Annotated in this window: 22 protein-coding genes; 5 read left to right on the top strand and 17 right to left on the bottom strand. The window is 60.8% G+C overall.

The features are described from left to right. The first annotated feature begins 204 nt into the window (after positions 1-204). Positions 205-1,386 (top strand): MFS transporter, encoded by a 1,182-nt coding sequence (locus tag NYR50_RS16185; RefSeq protein ID WP_418137611.1) that lies wholly within the window; start codon positions 205-207, stop codon positions 1,384-1,386. Positions 1,387-1,458: 72 nt separating this feature from the next. On the opposite strand, the gene NYR50_RS16180 is transcribed toward NYR50_RS16185, so the two are convergent. The 3 genes from NYR50_RS16180 to NYR50_RS16170 form a co-directional block, all read right to left on the bottom strand. Further along, positions 1,459-2,451 carry a WD40 repeat domain-containing protein gene (locus tag NYR50_RS16180; RefSeq protein WP_418137610.1) on the bottom strand — a complete coding sequence of 331 codons (993 nt, stop codon included), beginning with the start codon at positions 2,449-2,451 and terminating at the stop codon, positions 1,459-1,461. Between the two features lie 484 nt (positions 2,452-2,935). Next, positions 2,936-4,063: a CobW family GTP-binding protein gene (locus NYR50_RS16175; protein ID WP_418137609.1), complete on the bottom strand. Its 1,128-nt coding sequence runs from the start codon at positions 4,061-4,063 to the stop codon at positions 2,936-2,938. A gap of 114 nt (positions 4,064-4,177) precedes the next feature. Beyond that, a complete protein-coding gene (locus NYR50_RS16170) occupies positions 4,178-4,978 on the bottom strand; it encodes a creatininase family protein (protein WP_418137608.1) in 801 nt (266 codons plus the stop codon). A gap of 79 nt (positions 4,979-5,057) precedes the next feature. Here NYR50_RS16170 and NYR50_RS16165 point away from each other — a divergent pair, with 79 nt between their 5' ends. The 3 genes from NYR50_RS16165 (at position 5,058) to NYR50_RS16155 (ending at position 7,988) form a co-directional block, all read left to right on the top strand. After that, complete coding sequence (locus NYR50_RS16165; RefSeq protein ID WP_121651805.1) at positions 5,058-5,567, top strand: MarR family winged helix-turn-helix transcriptional regulator; 510 nt, start codon at positions 5,058-5,060, stop codon at positions 5,565-5,567. Between the two features lie 133 nt (positions 5,568-5,700). After that, positions 5,701-6,723: a LacI family DNA-binding transcriptional regulator gene (locus tag NYR50_RS16160; protein WP_418137607.1), complete on the top strand. Its 1,023-nt coding sequence runs from the start codon at positions 5,701-5,703 to the stop codon at positions 6,721-6,723. Positions 6,724-7,025: 302 nt separating this feature from the next. Next, the gene (locus tag NYR50_RS16155) at positions 7,026-7,988 is read left to right on the top strand and encodes a 2-hydroxyacid dehydrogenase (protein WP_418137606.1); all 963 of its coding nucleotides are present in this window, start codon (positions 7,026-7,028) and stop codon (positions 7,986-7,988) included. A 134-nt stretch (positions 7,989-8,122) separates the two neighbouring features. Here the strand turns inward: NYR50_RS16155 and NYR50_RS16150 are convergent, their stop codons facing one another. The 11 genes from NYR50_RS16150 to NYR50_RS16100 all read right to left on the bottom strand — a co-directional run bounded on the left by NYR50_RS16150 (position 8,123) and on the right by NYR50_RS16100 (position 20,878). Beyond that, positions 8,123-9,250 carry a Gfo/Idh/MocA family protein gene (locus NYR50_RS16150; RefSeq protein WP_418137605.1) on the bottom strand — a complete coding sequence of 376 codons (1,128 nt, stop codon included), beginning with the start codon at positions 9,248-9,250 and terminating at the stop codon, positions 8,123-8,125. Between the two features lie 223 nt (positions 9,251-9,473). After that, positions 9,474-10,286, bottom strand: a complete 813-nt coding sequence (gene iolB, locus NYR50_RS16145) for a 5-deoxy-glucuronate isomerase (RefSeq protein ID WP_418137604.1) — start codon at positions 10,284-10,286, stop codon at positions 9,474-9,476. A 226-nt stretch (positions 10,287-10,512) separates the two neighbouring features. Further along, positions 10,513-11,421: a myo-inosose-2 dehydratase gene (iolE, locus tag NYR50_RS16140; protein ID WP_418137603.1), complete on the bottom strand. Its 909-nt coding sequence runs from the start codon at positions 11,419-11,421 to the stop codon at positions 10,513-10,515. A gap of 1 nt (position 11,422) precedes the next feature. Further along, positions 11,423-13,249, bottom strand: coding sequence for a 3D-(3,5/4)-trihydroxycyclohexane-1,2-dione acylhydrolase (decyclizing) (gene iolD, locus NYR50_RS16135; protein WP_418137602.1), 1,827 nt, complete (start codon positions 13,247-13,249; stop codon positions 11,423-11,425). Then, entirely contained in the window at positions 13,246-15,162 is a 1,917-nt protein-coding gene (locus tag NYR50_RS16130; protein ID WP_418137601.1) for a bifunctional 5-dehydro-2-deoxygluconokinase/5-dehydro-2-deoxyphosphogluconate aldolase, read from the bottom strand. The genes iolD and NYR50_RS16130 overlap by 4 nt, the downstream gene beginning before the upstream one ends. A 205-nt stretch (positions 15,163-15,367) precedes the next feature. Then, a complete protein-coding gene (locus NYR50_RS16125; RefSeq protein WP_010973918.1) occupies positions 15,368-16,183 on the bottom strand; it encodes a MurR/RpiR family transcriptional regulator in 816 nt (271 codons plus the stop codon). Between the two features lie 101 nt (positions 16,184-16,284). Then, positions 16,285-17,001 carry an ABC transporter ATP-binding protein gene (locus tag NYR50_RS16120; protein WP_418137600.1) on the bottom strand — a complete coding sequence of 239 codons (717 nt, stop codon included), beginning with the start codon at positions 16,999-17,001 and terminating at the stop codon, positions 16,285-16,287. Further along, positions 16,982-17,746: an ABC transporter ATP-binding protein gene (locus NYR50_RS16115; RefSeq protein WP_418137599.1), complete on the bottom strand. Its 765-nt coding sequence runs from the start codon at positions 17,744-17,746 to the stop codon at positions 16,982-16,984. The genes NYR50_RS16120 and NYR50_RS16115 overlap by 20 nt, the downstream gene beginning before the upstream one ends. Next, complete coding sequence (locus NYR50_RS16110; protein WP_418137598.1) at positions 17,743-18,750, bottom strand: branched-chain amino acid ABC transporter permease; 1,008 nt, start codon at positions 18,748-18,750, stop codon at positions 17,743-17,745. Before NYR50_RS16110 ends, NYR50_RS16115 begins: the two co-directional genes overlap by 4 nt. 1 nt (position 18,751) lies before the next feature. Further along, the gene (locus NYR50_RS16105) at positions 18,752-19,615 is read right to left on the bottom strand and encodes a branched-chain amino acid ABC transporter permease (RefSeq protein WP_418137597.1); all 864 of its coding nucleotides are present in this window, start codon (positions 19,613-19,615) and stop codon (positions 18,752-18,754) included. A gap of 90 nt (positions 19,616-19,705) precedes the next feature. Next, on the bottom strand, positions 19,706-20,878 hold the full coding sequence (locus NYR50_RS16100; protein ID WP_418137596.1) for an ABC transporter substrate-binding protein: 1,173 nt from the start codon (positions 20,876-20,878) through the stop codon (positions 19,706-19,708). Between the two features lie 343 nt (positions 20,879-21,221). Here NYR50_RS16100 and NYR50_RS16095 point away from each other — a divergent pair, with 343 nt between their 5' ends. Next, positions 21,222-21,596, top strand: a complete 375-nt coding sequence (locus NYR50_RS16095) for a hypothetical protein (protein ID WP_035216873.1) — start codon at positions 21,222-21,224, stop codon at positions 21,594-21,596. A 122-nt stretch (positions 21,597-21,718) separates the two neighbouring features. Here the strand turns inward: NYR50_RS16095 and NYR50_RS16090 are convergent, their stop codons facing one another. Genes NYR50_RS16090 through NYR50_RS16080 form a run of 3 tightly spaced genes read right to left on the bottom strand, consistent with a single transcriptional unit; the run spans position 21,719 to position 25,235 of the window. Then, positions 21,719-23,452, bottom strand: coding sequence for a M14 family metallopeptidase (locus tag NYR50_RS16090; protein WP_418137595.1), 1,734 nt, complete (start codon positions 23,450-23,452; stop codon positions 21,719-21,721). Between the two features lie 4 nt (positions 23,453-23,456). Further along, positions 23,457-24,305: an ABC transporter permease gene (locus tag NYR50_RS16085; protein ID WP_127758263.1), complete on the bottom strand. Its 849-nt coding sequence runs from the start codon at positions 24,303-24,305 to the stop codon at positions 23,457-23,459. A gap of 6 nt (positions 24,306-24,311) precedes the next feature. After that, a complete protein-coding gene (locus NYR50_RS16080) occupies positions 24,312-25,235 on the bottom strand; it encodes an ABC transporter permease (RefSeq protein ID WP_006316568.1) in 924 nt (307 codons plus the stop codon). Position 25,236 lies beyond the last annotated feature (1 nt).

The following is a 25,236-nucleotide window of genomic DNA, read 5'->3' as shown; positions in this document are numbered from 1 at the left end:
TTATCCCGTTTTCGACAAGGGGCGGCGCAGATATTGCGACGCCCCGACACCCCGGGGAACGCCAAGGGAAGCACACGCGTCATGTGTCGTGCTTCGCAGGGAACGAAACACACATAGCCTTCCGCCCGGGCTTGAACAGCATACCCTTTTGATGTGATGGTGGCCTCAATCCACTCCCGCTGCCGATCTTCAGTCGATTCCCCCATGCTACAGAAAAACACCTCGCCGGGCGCTTTTGATCGTCAGGCCTATCTGATCGCGCTGCTGGTTTTCATCGCCGGCAGCACCAATGCGGCTGTCGTGCCGTTTATCGGGTTTTATATCATTCAGGTGCTCGGTCACCCGCCGGCCACGCTTGGTCTCTACAGCGTGACGGCAATGGTGGCGTCGATCATCGCCAGCCGTTTCTATGGCGAGCGCGTGGATGCCGGCGTGCGGGTGCGGCCATTGCTGCTGCTCTCTGTATTCGGTGCTTTTATCGCAGCGGCGGCGGCGACCTCCGGGCACCTGGCATTGCTGGTGGCGGTGACGGCAACGGGCATGGGGCTTTCCAATGCCGCCAGTACCCTGATTTTCAGTTATGGTCGCTACTATGGCCGGGTAAATGCACTGGATGCGCCTTCATATAACGCCTTCCTGCGCACAATGGTGTCGCTGGCATGGATGCTGCTTCCGGCCGCGGCCTACCTGATCCTCGATCTTGCCGGGGCGAAAGCGGTTTTTATAAATGCCATGATGATGGCAGCCATCTGGGCCGGGCTGGCGCTCGCCATCGTGCCGCGCGGCCAGACCTGTCCGATGGAACGGCGGGCAGACGGTGATGCCGATACGCGGCGCAACCTGCCGCTGTTGATGGCGGCGGCGGCCAGCTTCTGCATGTCTTTTGCCCACGCGCTCTGCGCCTCGGCCCTGCCTGTGTTTCTGGTGCGCGAAGTGGGCCTGCCGGATTACGTGCCGGGCCTGTCGCTCAGCGTCAAATGTGCTATGGAGGTTCTGCTGATCCTGCTTGCGCCGAGGATCATGCGCCGGGTCAGCGCCCGGATCCTGCTTGGCGTCTCGGCGGTGATGGCGATCATCGCTTTCAACATCATCGCTTCGGTCCAGACTTTGCCGGCCATGCTTGTCGGTGCGGCAATGGAAGGCGCCTATTACGGGCTGTGCGCCGGCACCTGCCTAACCTTCGTGCAGGGCTTCGCGCGCGGCCGCACGGCACGGGCAACCGCGCTCTACATGAACTCCATCTTCCTTGCCGGCCTGTTTGCGGTGCCCTTAATGGGGTTCGTGTCCCAATATGCGAGCTTCGGCACGTCGATCCGGCTGGCTTCGGTTGGCGCGGGTGCGGCGCTGCTGTTGCTGTTCCTGACGCGACGGCAGGTGAGCGAATAGGGTTTTGCCGAGGATTGACTGTGGCCGTGGCCTCGCGGACTGGAATCAGCCCGCTGCGCAGCCAACCACACTTCAAGCCGAAATATCAATAATCCCGCAATCGCCCGCTTCCGAGGCGAATGCGAGCAGATTGCCGGTGGCGCTCCAGTCCATGCTGGTAATGGCGCCCTTGCCGGGGCGGCGCAGCAGGGCTTCCTTGCCATCCGCGAGCCGCACGCCAAGGATCATGCCGTCGATGAAGCCGATGGCGAGCACGTCTTCCACCGGGTGGAAGGCGACATTGGTGGCCATGATGTTGGCGCGGCTGCCGAGTTCTTCCGGGGCCTTGCCCATCGGGCCGTCCTTACCGGAGAACGGCCAGACGATGGCAGCCGGCGCGCCCGATGAGGCGAGCCACTTGCCCTTCACCGACCATGAGATGGACTTCACCTTGGCGGGATAACCCGTCATGCGCATGTGGCGGGCTTCCATGCCGCCCTTGGTGGCTTCCATCTTCCAGCCATGCAGGGCGTTTTCCTGCATGGTGGTGACGAGGAACTTGCCGTCGGGCGAGAAGGTGACGCCGGTATGGGCGCCCTTCCATTCCAGATCGACAGGATCGCCTGCTGTCGCCACCCAATGCAGCGTCACGCCGTTATAACGGGCAACGGCAATGCGCAGGCCCTTCGGCGCAAAGGCGATCGCCTCCACCGTGCGCTCTTCCTTGAATTCCTTGACCGTGCCGTCCGACAGACGCACGAAGCTGGACTTGCCGACACCATAAGCGACCGCCTTCTGCGGGCCGCCAGCAACGACGCCAACCCATTTGCGCGGTACATTGGCGATTTCGCTGATGCTGCCATCATGGCCGATGCGCAGCACCCGCCCGTCTTCGCCGCCGGAAAGCAGCGTGGCGCTATAGGGATCACGGATGCAGGTCAGAAGCCCGTCATGCGCCTGCGTCACCTTTTCGCCGCCATCCAGCCGGTGAATGGTGCCGGCGGCGGTGGCAAACAGCGGAATGTCACCGAGAAAATGGGTCGAGACCACGTGGCCTTCGATATCAAGCGGGGCAACAGTCGGCATGGGGCATCGGTCTTTCATATCTGTGTCGAAATTGGCGGGAGCGTCGTTCCCGCTGGCTGGCATGGTTCTAGAGCATTTCCGGTGAAAGCGGAACCGCTTTTACGGTTGCACGATTCGTGAAATCAAGGGGATAGAGCGCTCTGCGGTCGAGGAACCACCCTACACGACAGTTGAAAATCATCGACGCTCCAGCGCTCCGGGCTTACCCCCCTCTGCCCTGCCGGACATCTCCCCCTCAAGGGGGGAGATCGTTCCGTGGCGAGGTTTCGCAACTCTCGACGGTCGAGAATGAGGTGACAAGAGATCGTCTTGCCGATCTCCCCCCTTGAGGGGGAGATGTCCGGCAGGGCAGAGGGGGGTGAACCCGGAGCGCCGGAGTGTCGCTGATTTTCAACTGTCGTGTAGGGTGTCGAAGAGCGCGCGTCAGGCAGATGACGGACGCAGCCGCACCCCGGCTCGAGGCCGGGGTAACGGGGCCAGACGATCAGGCCGTCGCGAGGCAGGCTTTGAAGCTGTTTTCCAGCTTCTCGCGATCCAGTTCGCGGCCGATGAAGACGAGGCGGCTTTCGCGCTTTTCGCCTTCCTTCCACGGGCGCTGGTGGTCGCCCTCGATGATCATGTGCACGCCCTGCACCACGTAACGTTCCGCATCGCCCTTGAAGGCGATGATGCCCTTGAGGCGCAGGATGTTCGGGCCATCGGTCTGGGTGACCTTCTGGATCCATGGGAAGAACCGCTCGGGGTTCATTTCGCCGCCGCGCAGCGAAACCGACTGCACCGTGACATCATGGATCGGCGAGACCGCGCCATGCTTGTGGTCGTGGCCATGGTCGTGCGCATGGTCGTGATGCCCGTGGTCATGGTCGTGATGATGGTGGTCATGGCCGTGATCGTGCCCATGATCATGATGGTGATGATCGCAATCGGGACCGCAGGCATGATCCTCGTGGCCGTGCTCGAGGAAATGCGGATCGTTTTCGAGTGCACGTTCCAGGTTGAAGGCGCCCTGATCGAGAACCCGGGCGAGATCGACGCCGGAACGGGTGGTCTTGTAGATGCGGGCGGAAGGATTGATGGCGCGCACGATATCTTCGATGCGGGCGACTTCTTCCGGCGTCACGAGGTCGGTCTTGTTGACGACGACGACATCGGCAAAGGCGATCTGGTCTTCAGCCTCGCGGCTGTCCTTCAGGCGCAGCGGCAGGTGCTTGGCGTCAACGAGGGCAACGACGGCATCAAGCTCGGTCTTGGCGCGCACGTCGTCATCCATGAAGAAGGTCTGGGCGACGGGCACCGGATCGGCAAGGCCTGTCGTCTCGACGATGATGCCGTCGAAACGGCCGGGACGGCGCATCAGTCCTTCCACGACGCGGATGAGGTCTCCGCGCACCGTGCAGCACACGCAGCCATTGTTCATTTCGTAGATTTCCTCGTCGGATTCGACGATCAGATCGTTGTCGATGCCGATCTCGCCGAATTCATTGACGATGACAGCGTATTTCTTGCCGTGGTTCTCGGAGAGAATGCGGTTAAGAAGCGTCGTCTTGCCGGCGCCGAGATATCCCGTCAGGACGGTGACTGGAATGGGCTTGGCTGGTGCTGTTTCGGTCATGGAAACCTCGTGTGGAGCAAGGCCGGTTGCGGCCTTAGGGAGAAGTGTCGTCGTCCATATAGGCGCGATATCAGGGCAGTTCAAAGGGATTTTGGCCGGTTTCGGCTGAGTTTTTCAAATTTTGTTATGAAATAACGTTATGTCAAAAGCGTGGACATCTTCAAGCAGTTCGAGAAGGCCATTGACCGCGTGGGAAATCAGCCTCTCGCCCTTTTCGGCAGAGGCGGCGGCGGCGTTTCCGGCAACGCCATCCGGGTTTAGATCGCTCATCAGCCAGCCGAATGCGTGCGGGCCATAGGCGCGCAGATGGCTGAAACGCTGTGAAAAATCGCTCTGGCGCGAGGGGAAATTGGCGGCCTTTTCCATCACCACCCGTTCGGAATGAAGCGCCAGCATGACGGATGTTTCAATATCGCCGCCATGGATATCGAGCGCCTTGTTCTCCGGTTTCACGATATCGGCCGGCACCCCGAAACGGGTCCAGCTGGTGGCGACCGCCAGCATGCCGAAACGGGCGCGGGCCTCGGTGGCGACGATGGTCATCAGCGGTGAATTGCCGCCATGGGCATTCAGCATCACGAATTTGCGCACGCCTTTTTCATATTCCGCCTCCGCGATGCCGAGCCAGCGCTCGATGGCCTCGTCGTAACGCAGGGTCTTCGTGCCCGGCACATCCATGTGCTCGATGGAATAACCGACCGGCTCCGCTGGCAGGAAGGAGACCGGCAGATGGGCCGGCAAAACCGCGGCGAGGCGGGAGACGATGCCCGCCGCAATCAGCGTATCGGTCTCGAAGGGCAGGTGGGGGCCGTGCTGTTCGTGCGCGCCGAGCGGCAGGACAGAAATTGCGCCTGTTGCGCGAAGATGAGGGTCTGTTACGTTTTCGTCGTGATAATGCGTGTATGAGTTTGGCATCTGGCAGTCCGCGCGTGCATTCGGTAAGGATTTCCAGCAACATATATCGGTTCCGCCACAGGGTAAAAGGCACTCGCATATGAGCAAGGACAAATCCGGGCATAAGGACAAAAGCGCCAAGAAGGAAAAGGGCAGCAAAAAGGTAAAGGACGTCAAAAAAAGAGATGAGAATTTCAACCCCGAGGAACTGGCGCAATCCATCACCCAGGCGGCCCGCTCCATGCGCACGGCGCTGAGCCACAGCCTTTCCGAAAGCGGGCTTTATGCGGGCCAGGACGGGGTTATTCTGGCGCTGGCGCAGGAAGGCAGCCTGACACCCGGGCAGATCGCTCAGAAACTCGGCGTCAAGGCGCCAACCATGACGCGCACCATCGGCCGCATGGAAGCCCAGGGATTCGTGGAACGCAGCGGTGACGATGAGGACGGCCGTGTGACACTGGTGAAGCTGACGGAAGCGGGCCTGAAGAGTGTCGACCACATCAACACATCAATAGCCGATTGCGGGGCAAGGGCCATAGAGGGGCTTTCGGCCAAGGATATTCGCAACGTTGTTAAACTTCTCAAGGTAATTGACGCCAATCTTCAATAATTTGTTGAAATTTTTAAACGCGCCCTCTGTTTTTATGGGCATTCCTTAAACAGGTTGCGGATTTTGTTTAAATTGTTTAATTGCGATTTAAACAGGGACGTCCGTCGCTGACATGCGTTTGGGGAGGAATGCCATGGCACAAAAGGTTAAACTGTCGACGATTGCCGAGAGCCTTGGTCTTTCAACCGCCACCATTTCGCTGGCATTGCGCGACAGCCCGCTGGTTGCTTCCGATACGCGTGACAAGATCAAGGAACAGGCGCGGGCGCTGGGTTATATCTACAACCGCCGCGCCGCCAGCCTGCGCACCTCGCGCTCCGGCATTGTCGGCGTGGTGTTCCATGATGTGATGAACCCATTCTATGGCGAAATCCTGAAAGCCATCGAAAGCGAGCTGGACCGCAGCCGCCAGACGTTCATCCTGTCCAACCATTATGATTCGGTGGAAAAACAGCGCACCTTCATCGAAACGCTGCTGCAGCTCGGCTCTGATGGCATCATCATGTCGCCCGCCATCGGCACACCGATCGAGGACATGACGCTGGCCGAAGAAAACGGCATGCCCGCCATCCTCGTGGCCCGTTCGATGGACGGTGTCGATATGCCGACCTATCGCGGCGATGACAGCTACGGCATTTCGCTCGCCACCAACCACCTCATCAGCCTCGGCCACCGCACCATCGCCATGGTTGGTGGCACCGACCAGACATCGACCGGCCGCGACCGGTATCAGGGTTACGTCAATGCGCTGCGCAAGGCGGGCATCGAGGTTGATCCGAACCTGCGCATTCCCGGCCCCCGCTCCAAGCAGGGCGGTTTCGAGGCCGCCGTGCATTTCCTCTCCCTGCCGCAGAAGCCCACCGCCGCCGTCTGCTGGAACGATCTCGTCGCCATCGGCCTGATGAACGGCATTTCGCGCGCGGGTCTGGTGCCGGGTGTCGATATTTCCGTCACTGGCTACGACGATCTTGAGGAAGCCGCTATCGCCACGCCGGCGCTGACCACCGTTTCCAACGGCCAGGCCGAGGTCGGGCGTCTTGCGGCCCGCGCGCTGCTGGACAGGCTGGCGGGCAGCCACGAGCCTGATGGTATTCACCTGATCAAACCGGAGATGCGTATCCGGCAATCGACGGGGCCGGTGCGGCCGCGGATGTGAGCTCGATATCGCTTTCATCAGTTATTCCGGCTCAGGGCCGGAATGACGGAAGCTATATGTTTCCGTCCTCCTCATCGCCTTTTCGATTTAAACCGGACAGTCGTGGACCCGGTCCGTTTGCCGGTGGCGGACGCCACAAAAAATCGGCATGAAACTTCCGTCTGCCCCCACAACATCCCCTTATTGGCCTTTTCACGGCCGCCGTTGTTTGAAAAGATCGTCGCCCAGAGGAGTGGGATGGCGAGCGGTTCGCCCAAAGCCCGCTCCTGATATCGGAATGCTATCTGGAGGAATATCCGCTCATGTCTGACAAAAAGGCCGTCGTTCTCGTTCCCGGCAAGATAAACCCGCGCGTTCTCGAACGCCTTGAAGGCAAGGTTGAGATCGTGGCAGTGCCTGCCGGTGCCGAGCCGGTTCTGCCTGAGGGTGCGGCGGAGCGCATCAATGCCATCGCCGTTTCCGGCGTCGTCAACGCCAAGTGGATGGACGCACTACCGAAGCTCGAGATCATCGCCAATTTCGGTGTGGGTTATGATGGTGTCGACGCCAAACATGCCGCCATGCGCGGCATCGTGGTGACGAATACGCCTGATGTGCTGAATGACGAAGTGGCGGATACGACGATTGCGCTGTTGATCAACACCGTGCGCCGTCTTTATCAGGCCGAGACATGGCTGCGTGATGGCAAATGGGTTGGCGAAGGACCGTTTGCGCTGTCGCCGTTTTCGCTGCGCGGCCGCAAGGTCGGTCTCTTCGGCATGGGCCGCATCGGCCAGGAAATCGCCAAGCGGCTCGAACCCTTCAAGGTGGAAATCGGTTACCACACCCGCAGCAAGCGCGACGAACTCTCCTACACCTATTACGGTTCGCTGAAGGAAATGGCTGAGGCCGTCGATATCCTGATCTGCATCGTGCCCGGCACGCCGGAGACGCACAAGGCGATCAATGCCGACATCCTGACGGCGCTTGGGCGTGAGGGCGTGTTCATCAATGTCGGCCGTGGCTCCAGCGTCGATGAGGATGCGCTGCTGCAGGCGTTGCAGAGCGGTGCTTTGGGTGCTGCCGGTCTCGACGTGTTTTACGCTGAGCCGAAGGTGCCGGAAGCCTTCCTCGCGCTGCCGAATGTCTCCCTGCTGCCGCATGTCGCCTCCGCCTCGGTTCCGACGCGCAACGCCATGGCCGATCTGGTGGCGGATAATATTCTCGGCTGGTTCAGGGATGGCAAGGTGCTGACACCGGTGCCGGAGACGCCGGTCAAGGGGTAAGGCCTTTCCTCCATCATCCTCGGGCTTGTCCCGAGGTTCCAACCACGTCGCGTTAAATCGATCGGTTGCAGATGCTCGGGACAGGCCCGAGCATGACGAAAGAGGTGAGCTTGGCGCTCACCTCCTGTCTGTCCCTATTCCGCAATCTCCTCCGCCCTTACCCAACGCCCTTCGGCAAACGACCGCGCCATGGCGTGAATGCTGCGCTCGATCTTCAGCCCTTCCTCGAAATCGATGATATGGGCCTTGTTGCCCTCGATCGCCGCGATCAGCTCACGGCATTCGATGACCTTCAGATCGTTGAAACCGAGGCCGTGGCCGGGGGCGGGGATGAAGCGGTCGTAGGGCTTGTGGTGGGGCGCGGTGAGAATGGTTCGGAAACCCTGTTCTTCCGGGCGTCCGTCCGTGGTGTAGAGCTGGAACTCGTTCATCCGCTCCTGATCAAACAGGATCGAGCCGGTGGAGCCGTAAATCTGGATGGCGATGCGGCCCTTGCGGCCCCAGGCGGAGCGGTTGGCGATGAGCACGGCGGAAATGCCGCCTTCGAGCTTCAGGAGAACGCTGGCAAGATCGTGGGTCTCGACAGCGCGTTCGCCGCCGCCGGCAAGCGGGCGGGTCTCGTAAGGTTTCACCATGTCCGTGATGGCGCTTTGCGCGTGGCCGAACAGGGCATAAAGCAGTGACAGCGGGTGCACGGCAAAATCATCCAGCGCGCCGTAACCGGAGGATGCCTCGCTCTTCCAGTAGAAGGGCTGGGTGGCATCGGCCATGAAGTCCTCGTCCATTTCGGCGCGGACATGGTAGACATTGCCGATAGCGCCCTCATCGATCAGGCGGCGGATATGGCGGATGACGGGGTTCTGGATATAGTTGTAACCCATCGCCGCCGCCTTGCCGGAACGGCGGGCGGCATCGCGCATCTTCACCGCATCGGCAAAGGCAGGCGCCATCGGCTTTTCGCACCAGACATGTTTGCCGGCCTCAAGGGCGGCAATGGCCATTTCCGGGTGAAAGGCGTTCGGCGTGGTGACCGAGATGACGTCGATCTCGGGATCGGCCAGCAGGTCGCGCCAGTTACCTGTCGAGCGGGCGAAACCGAATTCGGCGGCCTTCTTCGCCGCCAGCTCCGGGTTGACCTCCGCAAGCGTCACCAGCCGTGGGCGTTCCACATCGCCGAAGACACTCGTGACGTTGTTCCACGCCAGCGCGTGGCATTTGCCCATGTAACCCGTGCCAATAAGGCCCACGCCAAGAGCGGCCATGGTCTTTCCTCCCGAAATTATTAGAATAAAATCAATGTCTTAGCGTTTCTGTTTTCTCTGAATTACAATGGGCGCTCCCACGCTTCACGGCCCTTATCCCTGTGCTTGTCACAGGGATCCAGCCAGCCCAAGTCCTTGGGCTGAGAGGAGTCCTTACCCGCCGCGCAGACGCGCGCCGGCTGAATTCCTGTGACAAGCACAGGAATGAGGGACCTCGTGCGTCTCAGGGATTGTCGCGCCTGAAAATCCAGTCATGATCCGGGTGGTTCTTGAAGCGCCATTTGCGGATCGGCCCCGCCATCACGTTCAGATAATACATCTCGTAGCCATAGGGTGCGCCACAGGGGTGATGACCCTTGGGCACCAGCACGACATCGCCGTCAGACACGGCCATGGTCTCGTCCAGCGAGCCATCCTCGGTGAAGACACGCTGGAAACCGAAACCCTGCGCCGGGTTGAGGCGGTGATAATAGGTCTCTTCCAGATAAGTCATATCGGGATAGTTATCCTCATCATGCCGGTGCGGCGGATAGGACGACCAGTTGCCCGATGGTGTGAAGACTTCCGTCACCAGCAGGCTGTCTGCCACATCGCGCTCTTCCATGGCGATGGGGAAGATATACCGTGTATTGGCACCCTTGCCGCGCTCCGTCAGCTGCACGCCATTGGGGCCGATCTGCTGCGCCTCGCGGCTGCCTTTTTCACCCGGTGCGGTGCAGACGCCGACGGCGCAATCCGTCGTGGCCGTCAGCGACCATTCGGAACCTGCGGGAACGTAAACGCAATGCGGCGGCTTGCGCTCGAACACGTTCATGCGGTCGCCGAGTTCACCGAAATCTTTGCCGCCTGCGGAAATCGTCGCCTTGCCTTCGACAAGCACGAGGATGACTTCCGTATCGCCGGTGTTTTCCGCTGCCGTCTCGCCCGGCTTCAGGCGGTAGAGGCCGAAACCGACATAACCCCAATCCGCGCTTTGGGGCGTGATATCGTGCACCTTGCCGCTTGTCGCGACCGGCTTGCGCAGAAGTGAGGTCATGGTGGTGTTCCTTTTTGGTGTGTCGTTCGAATGGGGGTTCCGGCTATTCAATGACGTTTCGTTTCCTTCATCCCTGTGCTTGTCACAGGGATCCAGCCAGCCCAAGTCCTTGGGCTGGGAGGAGTCTTTCGCCGCGCCGACGCGCGTCGGCTGGATTCCTCTGACGAGCACAGGAATGAGGGAGGAGAAACCTTGAACCCCCTCTGCCTTGAGGGAGTAAAAGGCCTCAAGCAGCCTCAGCCTTGTCCAGCCCTGCCTCACGCGCAAAAGCCTTTAGCGATTTCAGCCCGAGGCTCTGATATTCGAACGGGTTACGCACATCAGGGTCCTGCTCGGCCTCGATCACCAGCCAGCCGCTGTAACCATGCTCGGCCGCCACCTTCAGCACCGGCGGGAAATTCACGCCGCCCTCGCTGTCGCCGGGAACGGTGAAGACGCCGCGGCGAACGCCTTCGAGGAAGGAAAGCCGCTCATTGCGCACCTGATCGGCTATCACCGGACGCACGTTCTTGGCATGGATATGGCCGACGCGGTGCATATATTTCTGCGCGACGCGGACGGGATCACCGCCGCCGAACAGGCAATGGCCGGTATCGAGCAGCAGATGGGTCTTCGGCCCGGTATGCTTCATCAGGAGGTCGATTTCCTCTTCGCTCTCGACCACCGTTCCCATGTGATGGTGGTAAACCAGGGTAATGCCCTGTTCTGCGGCAAAGGCGGCAAGCGTCTCGACACCTGCGCCGAACTTCGCCCAGTCCTCGGCCGCAAGGCGCGGACGGTCGACCAGCGCCGTGTCATCGGCACCGTGGATGGCGTTGGAGGTTTCGCAGACGATGATGACCTTCGAGCCCATGGCCTTCAGGAGATCGAGCGCCGGCTGCATCGCCTTCTTTTCAGACTCGATGTCGTCGGTCAGAAGGTTCAGAGAATGCCAGCCGGAGACGAAGGAGAGGCCGCGCGGTGAAAGCACGCCCTTCAGGCCTTCCGGGTCAGTCGGGAATTTGTGCCCCTTCTCGATACCGTTGAAACCGATCTTCGCGGTTTCATCGAGGCATTGCTCCAGGCTGATATGCGCGCCGAGCGTGCGGTCGTCGTCGTTGGACCAGGCAATCGGGTTGGTGGCGTAACGGATCATCTTACTGTCTTTCCTTGACATGGTTTTCATAACGGGCGCGGGCCGGGCCGATTTCGGCACGGTCGGAAACTTCAGGCACTGCGACATCCCACCAGTGACCACCGGCCTGCGGGGTCGGATAGGGGTCGGTATCGATGACGATGACGGTGGTGCGGCTGGAAGCGCGGGCAGCGGCGAGCGCCTCTTCCAGCTCGGCTATGGTGGAAACCTTGCGCGCATCCGCGCCCATCGAACCGGCATGGGCCACGAAATCAATGGCAATCGGATTGACGTTGGTATGGGCGTAGAGATTGTTGAACTCCGCGCCGCCTGTTTCCATCTGCAGGCGGTTGATACAGCCGTAACCCCTGTTGTCGGTGATGACGAGGGTGATCTTGACGCCCATGGCAACCGATGTGGCAAGCTCGGAATTCATCATCATGTAGGAGCCGTCGCCGACCATGACGATCACGTCCCGGTCCTGTTCCGCCATCTTGATGCCGAGGCCGCCGGCAACCTCATAGCCCATGCAGGAGAAGCCGTATTCCATGTGATAGGAGAGCGGCAGCTTGGATTTCCACAGCTGGTGAAGCTCGCCCGGCATGGTGCCCGCCGCGCACATGACGACGGTATTGTCACGCGACTGGCGCTGCACGGCGCCGATCACCTGCATGTCGGTGGGCAGGCTGTTCACATGCTCCTCGCCCGGTGCCGCGGTATCGGCATCGGCCTTTGCGAACCATGCTGCCTTGAGGCCGGCATCCGGCGCCGCGTAACGGTGGCTGCCGAGAGCGGCGGAGAGCTTTTCAAGCCCGATCTTCGCATCCGCCGTCAGGCTGATGGCGTCATGCTTGGCGCTGTCATAGGGCTGGACGTTGAGCGCGAGGATCTTGCGGTTCGGGTTCTTGAACAGCGCCCAGGAACCTGTGGTGAAATCCTGAAAGCGGGTGCCGACGCCAAAGACCAGATCGGCCTTCTCGCTGACGATATTGGCGCTTTCCGCACCTGTGACGCCGACCGGGCCGAAATTAAGATCGTGATCCCAGGCAAGCGCCGACTTGCCGGCCTGTGTTTCAACGACGGGGATGGAATGGGTTTCGGCAAAGAGCTTCAGCGTTTCGGTCGCACCGGCAAAATGCACGCCGCCACCGGAAACGATGACAGGGTTCTTTGCGGCCTTCAGCGCCGCAAGCGCTTCTTCGAATTCCACCACATCAGGTTCCGGGCGGCGCTGGCGCCAGATGCGCTTTTCGAAGAAACTGACCGGATAGTCATAGGCCTCGGCCTGCACGTCCTGGCAGAAGGCGAGCGTTACCGGGCCGCAATCGGCCGGGTCCGTCATGGTGCGCATGGCGCGGGGCAGGGCCGTCAGCAATTGTTCCGGGCGCATGATACGGTCGAAATAGCGGCTGACCGGACGGAAGCAGTCATTCACCGTCATCGTGCCGTCGCCGAAATCTTCCAGCTGCTGCAGAACGGGGTCGGGACCACGATTGGCGAAGACATCGCCGGGGATCAGCAGAACCGGCAGGCGGTTGACATGGGCGAGCGCTGCCGCCGTTACCATGTTGGCAGCACCGGGGCCGATGGAGGAGGTGACCGCCATTGCCCGCCGGCGACGCAGCTGCTTGGAATAGGCAATCGCCGCATGCGCCATGGATTGCTCGTTCTGGCCGCGATAGGTCGGCAGTTCCTCGCGAATGCCATAAAGCGCCTCGCCGATGCCGGCGACATTACCATGGCCGAAGATGGCCCAGACACCGGCAATATAGGTCTCGCCATGCTCATTCATCTGCGCGGCGAGGTAACGAACCATAGCCTGCGCAGCCGTCAATCTGATTGTCTTCACGCTGCCTCTCCCTTTTTGGCGCGCGCCTCATCCCATATGCGGCACAGGCTGGTATAGCGCTGCGCCATGTCCTTCACCGCTTCCTCATCGGTGATCTTGCCACCGAGCCAACCCCGCGCGGCGTCGGCGAAAATCGTGCGGCCAACCGCGAAACCTTTGACCAGATCGAAACCGGCGGCAAGGCGGAAGCTCTCCTCCAGCTCGCTTTGCGGTGCGTCGAGACCAAGAACGACGATGCCGCGCACGTAAGGATCGTTGCGATGCACGGCGTCGCAGGCGTTCTTCCATGCGGCGCGCGTCTTCATCGGCTCCAGCTTCCACCAGTCGGGGTAGACGCCGATCTCGTAAAAACGCTCGATGATGCGGGCGGCGGTGAGATCGTCGGTCGGGCCGACCTTGGAGGGAATGACCTCCAGCAGCATTTCCAGACGGTTGCGCCGAGCCGCCTCGAACAGACGCATGACCGTCTCTTCCTGCGCGGCACGCATCTCATCGGTGTCATCGGGGTGATAAAAACACAGAACCTTGACGACATTTTCAAGCGGCCATTCGGAGAGCCCGCCAAAATCCTTGCCGAGATCGGGTTCCAGCGTCAGCGGGCGCGAGCCCGGCCATTCCACCGGACGGCCGATCCAGAGGCCGGAACCGCTGGCAGCAAACAGGGCGTCACGGCCAAGACGGCCGTCGCAGAGAATGCCGTAACCCGCCTCACCACCGGAAACTTTCTGTGCGGCCTCAAGGCAGAGTTTCTTGAAGGCGCCGATCTGTTCGTGTTTTACGCCAAGCTCGTCAGCGATGGCCTCCAGCTGCATGCGATGGTCGAAGGCGAAAACGCGCATCGTGTCCCAGTCGCCCTTGCGGTTGGTGGACCAGTGAACCTGCTCTAGCGCCTCGTCCTTGCGCAGTGCCTTGTTGCGAATGCCGGCCTTGAAGAAATATTGCAGTTCTTCCCAGCTCGGATAGGCGGGCGTGCAGCCATGGCGGGAGACGGCGAAGGCGCCGCAGGCATTGGCGTATTTCAGCGTCGTCGGCCAGTCCTCGCCGCGCAGCCAGCCGCGGAACAGTCCGGCCATGAAACCATCGCCCGCACCGAGAACATTGAAGACCTCGATCGGGAAACCTTCGCCCGTCTGGCCGTCATCGAGGCTTGCGGGAATGTTGTCGGTGAAGACCGAAGCACCCATCGGGCCGCGCTTGCACACCAGCGTCGCATTCGAAACCTTGCGCACGGCGTTGAGCGCGGTCAGCGTATCGGTGGAACCGCCGGCAATATGGAATTCCTCTTCCGTGCCGACGATCAGATCGAAGAGATGCAGGGTGGATTGCAGCTTGGCGGTGACCTTCTGCGATTCCACGAAGCGGCTTTCGCCATCGCCATGGCCGGCAACCCCCCAGAGATTGGGTCGGTAATCGATATCGAGTGCGGTCTTTGCACCGTTTTCACGGGCGAGCTTCATCGCCTTCAGTACGGCAGCTTCCGTGTTCGGATGCGACAGATGCGTGCCGGTGGCGCAGATGCAGCCGGCGTCGGCAATGAAGGCCGGGTCGATATCGTCTTCGCTCAGCGCCATGTCGGCACAGTTTTCACGATAGAAAATCAGCGGGAACTGGTTCTGGTCACGAATGCCGAGCAAAACCAGTGCGGTCAGCCGCTCCGGGTCTGTCTTCACGCCGCGCACATCGACGCCCTCGCGCACCAGCTGTTCGCGGATGAAACGGCCCATATGCTCATCACCCACGCGGGTAATGACAGCGCTGTTCAATCCAAGGCGCGCAGCACCCGCTGCGATATTGGTGGGAGAGCCGCCAATATATTTGGCAAAGGAGGCCATGTCCTCCAGACGGCCGCCGACCTGTGAACCGTAAAGGTCGACAGACGAGCGCCCGATCGTGATAAGATCAAGTTTTTTCAAAAGGTTTCCTCCTTAGCACCGCGCGCTGGCGCGGTCTGCCTCATGTGTGTCGAGCGGATCAGGCAACCATGCCGCCAGCTATCGCCATCCCGCTCCGGTGAGCCTCCTCCGCTCACTTGTCCCGTCACGAGACGGACAGTCGTGGAATGCCCGTTTCATGGATTTGGATCATAAATTCTATTTTTTCCATTTTCAATAAAAATATTCAGGCTGTTTTGCGGGTTCCCACAGCAACCGCCAGCGTGATGGCGAGACAGAGCGTGGCCGAAAGCGAGCGGAATGCGCCGAAATCGATTTCCGTCACCGTCAGGAGCGTCGCACCGGATTTCCGGAGCGGATTGACCGCGGAATCGGAAAGCGCCACCACCGGAATGCCGTTGGCGCGGGCGTTTTCCGCCAGTTCCAGCGTCTCAGTGGAATAGGGGGAAAAGGTGATGGCGATCAGCGCATCGTCGCGGGAGATGGCGCTGATATTGCCGAGCCCGCCAACGGCGCTGTGCAGCACGGCTGGCACCTTCATCTTCTCGAAGGCGTAGGCCAGATAACTGGCGATGGGGAATGAGCGGCGCAGACCCATAATATGCACGGTTCGCGCCTTGGAGAGCGCCGAAACCGCCTCGTCCAGCTGCTTCGTATCGACTGATTTCAAAAGCATTTCGAGCGAAGAACGGCCGGCTTCGACAAATTCCGCCAGCAGGCCGGAGGCGCTTTCATCGCCCTTTTCACGCAGGTGATCGAGCCGGGTGGCATAATCCGGCCAGCCGCCGACATAGGATTCACGAAACAGGCGCTGCATTTCCGAAAAGCCGGAAAAACCCATGATCTGGCAAAACCGCATGAAGGCCGAGGGCTGCACGCCGGCCCCTTCGGCCATTTCGGCGACGGTGGAAACGGCGATGCGATCCTGGTTGGAGGCGACATAATCGGCACATTGCCGCAACCGCTTCGGCAGGCCCTCCGCCACCTGGAGCAACCGCTCCTCAAAAGCCTTCACCGAATCTGGCGCCTCGATTGCCGTCATTGTCATTCCTTTGTGCAGACTGAAATCATCTGCACTTTAGCCGCAATGGAATTTTTATTCCATTGGGTTTTTTGGAAGCCGACGAATGAGGGTGAGATGGTTCAGTGCAGCCCGCCAACCCCGAGATGGGTGTCGATAATACCAGGATTCTCCGCAAGCTCGCTCGACGGCCCTTCCCAGACGATGCGGCCGCGTTCCATGATGATGGCGTGGTCGGCGAAGTCTATGGCCATCTGGATGCGCTGTTCGATGAGAAGAATGGTCATTTCGCCCGATTGCGCGAGTTTGGAGAAGGCGGCCATCAGTTCTTCGCAGATGACGGGGGCGAGGCCTTCGAGCGGTTCATCGAGCAACAGCACGCGCGGCTGGCCGAGAATGGTGCGGGCGGTGGAGAGCATCTGCTGTTCGCCGCCAGAGAGTTGCGAGCCGAGATTGCGGCGGCGCTCCTTCAGGCGCGGAAACAGGGTGTAGGCTTCTTCGAGGGCCGATTTCTGCCGGGTCTTGAGGCCGACGAAGAGGTTCTCCTCCACCGTGAGGGTGGGGAATACATCGCGCGTCTGCGGCACGTAACCGAGGCCGGCTTTAGCGCGGGCAGCACTCGGCAGGGCGGCGATGTCCTGTCCGCCGATGCGGATATCGCCGGCAAAACGTTTCGTCTGGCCGGCGAGCGTGGCGAAGAGGCTGGTTTTGCCGACGCCGTTGCGGCCAAGCACGGCAAAACGCGAGCCCGATGGCACGGAGAGCGACAGGCCCTCGATGACCCTTGTCGGGCCATAACCGGCGGTGAGGTTGGCGATTTCAAGCGGCGCTGCGGTCATTGGCGTAACTTCCGAGATAGGCTTGGCGGACTTCCGCATTGCTGGTGACATCTTCAGGGGAGCCATCGAAGATGACGGCGCCTGCTGCCAGAACGACGACGCGTCTGGCGAAACGGAAGACCAGGTCCATGTCGTGCTCGATCATCAGGATCGCGAGATCGGCCGGCAGCCGGTCCAGCGCCTGTTCGATGCGCGCCGTTTCCGTGGAAGGCACGCCTGCGGCCGGTTCGTCGAGCAGTAGAATTTTCGGGCGAAGCGCCATGGCAAGCGCGATCTCGATCAGCCGCTGCTGGCCATAGGCGATTTCGCGCACCCTTGTTTCGGCAAGCGCCAGAAGACCGAGCGTGCCGAGAATGTCGCGGGTTTCGCTCATGACCGAGGGCATGGCGCGGTAACGGCCGAAAATCCGGCCCGTTTTGCCTTCGCGCTGGAGAATGGCGAGCGCCACATGTTCCTCGGGCGTCATGTCCTGAAACAGCCGGGTGACCTGGAAGGAGCGCACGAGGCCGCGCTGCACCCGCTGGCTGGCGCTGAGGTTTGTCACGTCCTCCCCGGCGATGCGCACCGTGCCGGCCGATGGTTTGATATTGCCGGTGACGAGATTGACGAAGGTCGTTTTGCCGGCGCCATTGGGGCCGATCAGCACGGTGCGGTCTCCCGGCGAAAGCGACAGCGAGACATTGTTGGTAACGACGAGGCCGCCGAAATTCTTCTGCAGGCTGGCGACTTCGAAAATGGTGCTCATTTGCGATCTCCCCGCTGGCGCGCGATGATCTGTTCACCCGCGCCGTAAAGCCCGCGTGGTGCGAAGAGTACGACGGCAATCAGCAGCAGGCCGACAATGGTGAGCCAGTGGAACGGATTGGCCGCGGAAACCACATCCTCGAACCACATGAAAGTGACAGTGCCGATCAGCGCGCCGTAAAGCGAACCCGCGCCGCCGAGAACCAGCATGACCAGCCCCTCGGCCGAAAGCGTGAAGCTGAGGCTATCGAGGCCGACAACCTGGGTCGAGATGGCGTTCAGCGCGCCGCCAATGCCGGCGACGATGCCTGATATCACGAACATCTTCAGAACCGTGCCATTGACGGAGCCGCCCATGGCCTGAATGCGGATGCTGTCCTGCTTGACACCACGGCACAACATGCCGAAAGGCGAATTGACCACGACCCTGAGGGCGATGAAAACGAGGAGCAGCAGACAGACGCCGTAAACATAAGCGGTGCGGCCGAAAAGGTCGAATTCGAAGGTGCCCAACAGGGCGTCAGGAGACACGCCTGACAGACCGTCGCTGCCGCCGGTCCAGCCCGATGCCTTGTTGGCCGCCTCATGGAACAAATGGATGACGGCGATGGAAAGCACCAGCTGCGGCAAGCCGTGGGCGCGCAGCAACACCGTGCCGGAAAGCAGCCCGGCCACACCGCCCGCTGCCGCGCCGATTACGGTCATGAGAAGCGGGTCGGTGATCTCGAAATGGGCAGCGGCAATACCGGCGGCATAGGCGCCCGCGCCGAAGAGTGCGGCATGGCCAAGCGTGGCGACGCCGCAATAACCGGTGACGAGATCGATCGACAGCACGAGAAGCGCAATGGCGATGATGCGGGTCAGAAGCGCCAGATTATCCGGAAACAGGAAGTAGCCGATGATGGCGGCGGTGATAATGAGGAGCGGCCCCGCGAGCGTGCGCAGCGGCGAGCGCGCCTTCGGGATCTCTGCCGTTTCAGTCACGTTGTTCATGAGCACCGCCATCTCATTTCGCCCTTCCGAGAAGGCCGCGCGGGAACAAGGTGATGATCACGATGACCGCCAGATAAAAGAAGAATTCGCCATATTCGGGGGCGAGATACCGCCCGGTCGTATCAATGGCGCCGAGCAGCAGGCAGGCGATCAACGCGCCGGGAATGGAGCCCGCGCCGCCGACGGAGACCACCACGAGAAAGGTGACCATGTAGCGCAGCGCGTAATAGGGTTCGACCGGCAGCAGTTCCGCGCCGATGACGCCGCCCATCGCGGCAAGGCCGACAGCGATGGCGAAGCTGACGGCATAGATGACCTCGGTGCGCACGCCCAGCGCGGCGGCCATCGCGGCATTGTCCACTGCCGCCCGCAGCTTGATACCGAAGGCGGTCTTTTCGAAGGTGAACCACAGTGCGCCGGCCACGGCCAGCCCGCAGGCAATGGCGAAGATGCGATGGGTGGCGATGGTGCGGAAGCCGAGATCGGTGGGGCCGGCGAGCTGCTGCGGCAGCGGAATGGTCTTCAATGTGGGGCCGAAGACGTAATTTGCGATGCCGATGATGCAGAAGGTGATGCCGATGGTCATCAGCACCTGCGTCAGCTCTGGCGCGCCGTAGATGCGGCGATAGAGGAAACGTTCAAGCGGTATGGCGATGACGATGGTGCCGATAATCGCAACGAGGATCGCCATCGCATAACCAAGGCCGAGGCCGTGGGCGGCATAGGAGGCGAGATAACCGCCGATCATGGCGAAGGCGCCGTGCGCCAGATTGACCACCCGCATCAGCCCCATCGTGACGGAAAGGCCGATGGAGATGATGAACAGGACCATGCCATAGGCAAGCGCATCGATGAGGATGCTGAAGACTGTCTGCATGTTGAAAGCATCCTCCCGATGCTGCAACGCCCATCCATGCCGGAACCGAACCGCCCAATCGGCGGTGCGGTCGCTTGAAGAGGGCCGCGATTACTTCGCGGCGGCGAGACCCGGATCGCCCTGCTTTTCGAAGGTCTGGACTTCCTTGTTGTAATAGGTGCCGTCATCCGCTTTGGCCACTTCGCGCAGATATATGTTCTGCGTGATGTGACGGCTTTCCGGATCGATGCTAACAGGGCCGCGCGGGCTTGTCCAAGATAGACCCTTCACCGCCTCGACTGCCTTTTCCGCATCCTGTCTGCCGCCGGTGGCCTCGATCATCTTGCTGATGACATACATGCCGTCAAAAGCGCTGACTGCGGGAAAGGACAGTTCCTTCGGATTGCCGATCGCCTTGGCGGCGGCCTCCACGAAGGTCTTGTTCTCAGGCGAATCATGCGAGACGGCGTAATGGAAGGTCGTCTGCATGCCGAGTGCGGCCTCGCCAAGCGCCGGCAGGTCGGATTCCTGGGTGAGGTCACCCGGAGCGAAGAGCTTGACGCCTGATGATTTCAGGCCGTTATCGTTGAAGGCCTTGACGAAACCGAGCGTGGTCGGGCCTGACGGCAGGAAGGCGAAAACCCCTTGAGCGCCGGAATCTTTCACCCGCTGCATGATGGGGCTGAAATCATTGGTGGAAAGCGGCATGCGGATGGTTTCCACCACCTCGCCGCCGGCGGCGGTAAAGGCCGCCTTGAAAGCGTTTTCGGCATCGACGCCCGGGCCGTAATCGCTGACCAGAGAAATGACCTTTTTCACGCCGCCATCAAAGGCCACCTTGGCTATCGGCGTAGAGGTCTGCCAGGTGGTGAAAGAGGTGCGCACCACATAGGGGCTCTTGGTCACGATGGCCGAGGTGGCGGCATTCATGATGACCATCGGAACATTGCCCTGCTTCAAAAGCGGCGTGACGGCCATGGCATCAGGGGTGAAATAGAAGCCGGCGAGATATTGCACCCGTTCCTTCACCACCAGTTCCTGCGCCAGCGCCTTGGATTGCGCCGGATCGGCCTGCGGCACGTCGCGATAGACGACCTCAACCGTGTCATTGCCGACCTTGTTGCCGTGAAGGGCAAACCAGGCGTCGATACCGGCCTTGAAGTTCTTGCCCTGCAACGCAAACGGGCCAGAGAACGGACCGACCACGCCGACTTTGATGGTCTCGGCATAAGCAGCGGAACTGAAGCAGATGGCCACGATTGCGGCGGTGATCCGTAATTTCATAGATTTCCTCCCAAGTGACCCGTGGCTCCCATCCACTGGCCGATCCTCGCAGATTGAGGAGTGTGATGGCCAATGTAAAATGAAATAAGGGGGGTGATAAATAACCTGACGGTTATCAATAAGCCAGCATTTCGTTCTACTCCATACCGCCGCGATGGATAAGCGCCGTTACTGCCAGTCTAAAAAACGGCCGCCGATGGACCTGGCGTGTCGTGAGAACAGCTTCGGGCAAACTCGACGCGGGATAGTGCCGATGCGAAGACGAAACCAATGCCTTAACCAGTTCTAAGGGGATTGTTCGTAGTCTCGCCAAGCATATTTTGGAACTTTATTTGGTGTCTTGATGGGCGAATATCAGAATAAAGCTGTTGAGCTGATGCGCAATCGCGTCGGGGAAAATACGCTCAACAACAGGATCGAGCGTCGCGAAGCATTCCTGCGCAAGGCGCTGACGCTCTATCACGCCATGGGCGGAACAACGGAAGACCTGCAGGCAGCCGTGAAGGATGCCGTCTCCGCGCCTGCGCCCAGCATCGACGTGGCCGTCGGCGACGTCATGTACAAGCTTGCAGCAATCGGCCACGTTGCCGATATCGATATTATTCAGGCGGGTTACAACAAGCTCGATGCAGCCAACCTGCATATTCTCAGCAAGGGCAAGAAGCTGTTGCAGAAGCAGCGGGACCAGAAGCTCGCCACCACTGCGTCGGCAAAATAGGCGAACCGCCTCCTGTTGGGCGGTTCCCGTTCAACACATGCGGCAACACCCCGTTGGAGCATGTGTTTCCGGCAGGCCGGTGCCGCCAGTAATGCAGGCCGCGTCGTTTCCGCCAGGCTCTATCAGGCGACCTGCGGTGGCAGGATTTCCTGCCAGGCCTCATAGGCGGAAAGCACTGTTTCCATCTGCGCGGTATGGCCGGTGATGAAATCGTCGCCATAGATCGTTTCATCGGGATATTCGGTAATCAGCGTCATCGGCACGGTGTGGCGGTCGTCCACGGATGACAGGCATGGGAAGCCGTTGATGATGCGAAAACCGGTTTCGCCGGCGTGGATTTCATAAAGTGCGATCTGGCGGTTATTGTAATCCAGAAGGCCGGGAATCGCGCCAAGATGGCGGGTTACCTTGTCGAGCAGGGCTTCGGCCTGACTTTCCCAGTCTGCATGGTGGCGGATGATGAGGAAGAAGCCCTTCGGCAAAGTCCACATGGCAAAATTGCGCGGCACGTAACCGGATAGAGGCCGGGTCCATTCATGCGAGGGATAACCGTGCAAGTTCACATGCAGGCTGGCGCCACTGATTTCTTGCGCCTTGAAGCGGATTTCCTTCTCGTTCAGATGCGCGCCTGAATTTTCCGGCGTGCGATATTCGAGGTCGTCGCCCAGCGCCGTGTAGCGCGCAGCATGGTGCATATGGCGCGGATTGTCGATGCGCAGCCGCTGGTGCAGGGCGTAGCCGTCAGGGTTTTCCAGCGGTGAGATGGTGAAATGTGCGCCCTTGCGCTCCGCAAGTTTGCGGGCGGCGCGTATGGCGCCGATGATGCCAGTCGTCTCGTTCGGGTGCTGGCCACCGCTCACCATCACGGCGGCATCGCTGCCGGCGACGTAACGGGCGGCAAGGATGCGGCCGGAGCGCGTGCGGGCATCGAAAGCCTCGCCGCCGATCTGCGAAAGCAGCGTCACAAGCTGGCCTGCGGCGACGGGCTCGCGGGCTTCATCGATCGACTGCTCGCCGCCATCGAGGAAGGCGGTGGTGAGCGTGCGGGTCTCGATGTGGACGGAGATTTCACCTTCGCTTTTCACGATTTCCGGGACAATCTGGCCGGGTTTCAGGCCCCGGTCACCCAGCGGGCGGCCGGATTTTTTCTGGAAGAATTCCAGCAGCGAGAAATAGAAATCCTCATGCAGCGCCTCGCGCAGGCTGAGCACCTCGTCGCCGACGGGCAGGGTCATGTCCTCGGCAGGATGAGCGACGCGGATGTTCAGTTCTTCGAAGTAGGGCTCTTCATCGCCCCAGCTATAGTCGGCGACGGCATGGATCGCCGCTTCGAAAAGTCGCTCGTAATCCGTCTCCAGCCGCTCGCCCGCAGCATTGCCGGCAGGCCGGAACCAGCCGGTTGGCGAGACATTGGTTTCGCCGACGATATCGGTATGAACCCGGTTTGGGGCCAAAACCGTCAGGGTTTCCTGCTTGCCATTGCGGCTCAGCGTCACGTCATAATGGAAGGCGGCGTCGTCGCGGGCGATGAAATCGATCGTCGCATCGCCAACCAGTGCCGCCAGCGGATAGGCTTCCAGCCGGAAACGGTTGGCTGGCGCGTTTGTGTGCACGGGGTAACGCACCTCGATGGTATCGACGCCATCGAAATTGATCTCTTCCAGAAAGGTGAAGAGAAGCGGTTTGTAGGCGCTGCGGATGCGGGCGCAGACGCCTTTTTTCTTCAGCCTTTCTTCGGTCTCGCGGCGGCTTTTGGCGTCATCGAAGGTCCATGCCTCGAAGGACTGGCCGGGCTCGGCGCGAGCGAGAAGCGTATCCAGCGTGCGCTCGAAGGTCTGATCGAAAATCTGGCTCATTGGATTACCTCGAGGTTCTGCCTGTTGGGTCGAGGCTGTCGCGCAGCCAGTCGCCGAGAAGGTTGAGGCCAAGCACGGTGAGCAGGATGGCAAGACCGGGGAAGACGCTGACCCACCATGCCGTCTGCAGGTAAGTGCGGCCATCCGCCAGCATGCCGCCCCAGCTCGGAATGGTCGGATCGACGCCGAGGCCGAGGAAAGTCAGGCTGCTTTCCAGCAGGATATTGTTGGCGACATTGAGCGTCATCAGCACGATGACTGGACCGATGAGGTTCGGCAGCAGATGCTGGAGGATGATGCGCCAGTCCTTCACGCCAATGGCGCGGGCGGAGAGAATGAATTCTCGCTCCCTGAGCGTCAGCACCGAGCCGCGCACGAGGCGGGCATATTGCACCCATTGCGAGATGATCAGCAGGATGATGGTGTTGGTGAGGCTGCCACCGACTATGGCGATGAAGGTGATGGCCAGAAGAATGAAGGGCATGGCGAGCTGGATGTCGGCAAAACGCATGACCAGCATGTCCCAGAAACCGCGATAATAGCCGGCGACCAAGCCGACCGCGACGCCGAAGATGACGGCGCCGATGACCGAGGTGAAACCGACTAGCAGCGAGATTTTGCCGCCGGCGACGACGCGGGCCAGCACGTCGCGCCCGAGCGGGTCGGTGCCGAGCGGATGAGCGGCGTTGGCAAATGGTTTGGCAAGGCGCGCCATCAGGTCGATCTTGTCCGCACCGCCGGGAAACAGCACGTCGGAAAAGACGACCGCAAGGCAGATGACTGTCGTGAGGAACGCGCCGAGGACGAATTCCAGATTGGTGAAGCGCGCGAGACGCGAGGTTTTGGCAGCCATCGTCACTTACTCCGTGCGAATGCGCGGATCGACCAGCCCGTAGGCGATATCGACCAGAAGGTTGATGCCGACGATCATCAGCGACAGCACGGTGATGACGGCCTGAAGCACGGGATAGTCACGCGCGCCGACCGCGTCGAAGGCCAGCGTGCCGAGACCCGGCCAGTTGAAGACGCGCTCGATGACGACGATGCCGCCGAGCAGCCCGCCAAATTGCAGGCCGAAATAGGTGATGAGCGGAATGGCGCAATTGCGCAGCGCATGTTTGTAGAGAACCTTGCTTTCGCTGAGGCCCTTGGCGCGCGCCACCATGACATATTGTGAGCGCAGCGTATCCAGCATCGCCGTGCGAACGAGGCGGACATTGGTGGCGGTGAGGATAACACCCATGGTGACGGATGGCATGATGTAGCTGGCGAAGCCGCCCATGCCGCTTGGCGGCAGCCAGCCAAGCGTGATGGAGAACAGGAGCACCAGCATGGTGGCGAGCCAGAAATTCGGGAAGGACAGGCCGATGAGCGAGAAGATGCGGATCACCTGATCTGCCGTCTTCCCGCGTGATGTCGCCGCCTTTATGCCGAGCGGAATGGAAAGCGCGATCGACACCGCCATCGAGATAAAGGCGAGCAGCAGCGTGGCGGGCAGGGCATCGGCAATCAGCCGCGAGACCGGCGTGCTGCCGGTGAAGCTGCGGCCGAAATCGAGCGTCACGAGACCCTTCAGGAAGCTGAAATATTGCACGAAGAACGGCCGGTCGGTGCCGAGCGCCGCACGGATGCGCGCCAGATCATCTTCCGTCATGCTGCCGCCGCCCTGGAACATGGTGACAGCCGGATCGCCGGTGAGGCGGATGGCGAAAGACACGAGAAGGGTGATGGCGATGACGACAAAAATCGCCTGCAGCAATCGCTTGATGAGGAAACCGGCCACG

This window comes from Agrobacterium sp. El2ro-1b, assembly GCF_048298475.1.
In the GTDB taxonomy this organism is placed as follows: domain Bacteria; phylum Pseudomonadota; class Alphaproteobacteria; order Rhizobiales; family Rhizobiaceae; genus Agrobacterium; species Agrobacterium fabrum.
Note: the sequence above shows the minus strand (reverse complement) of the source record. Positions and strands in the feature narration are given on the sequence as shown.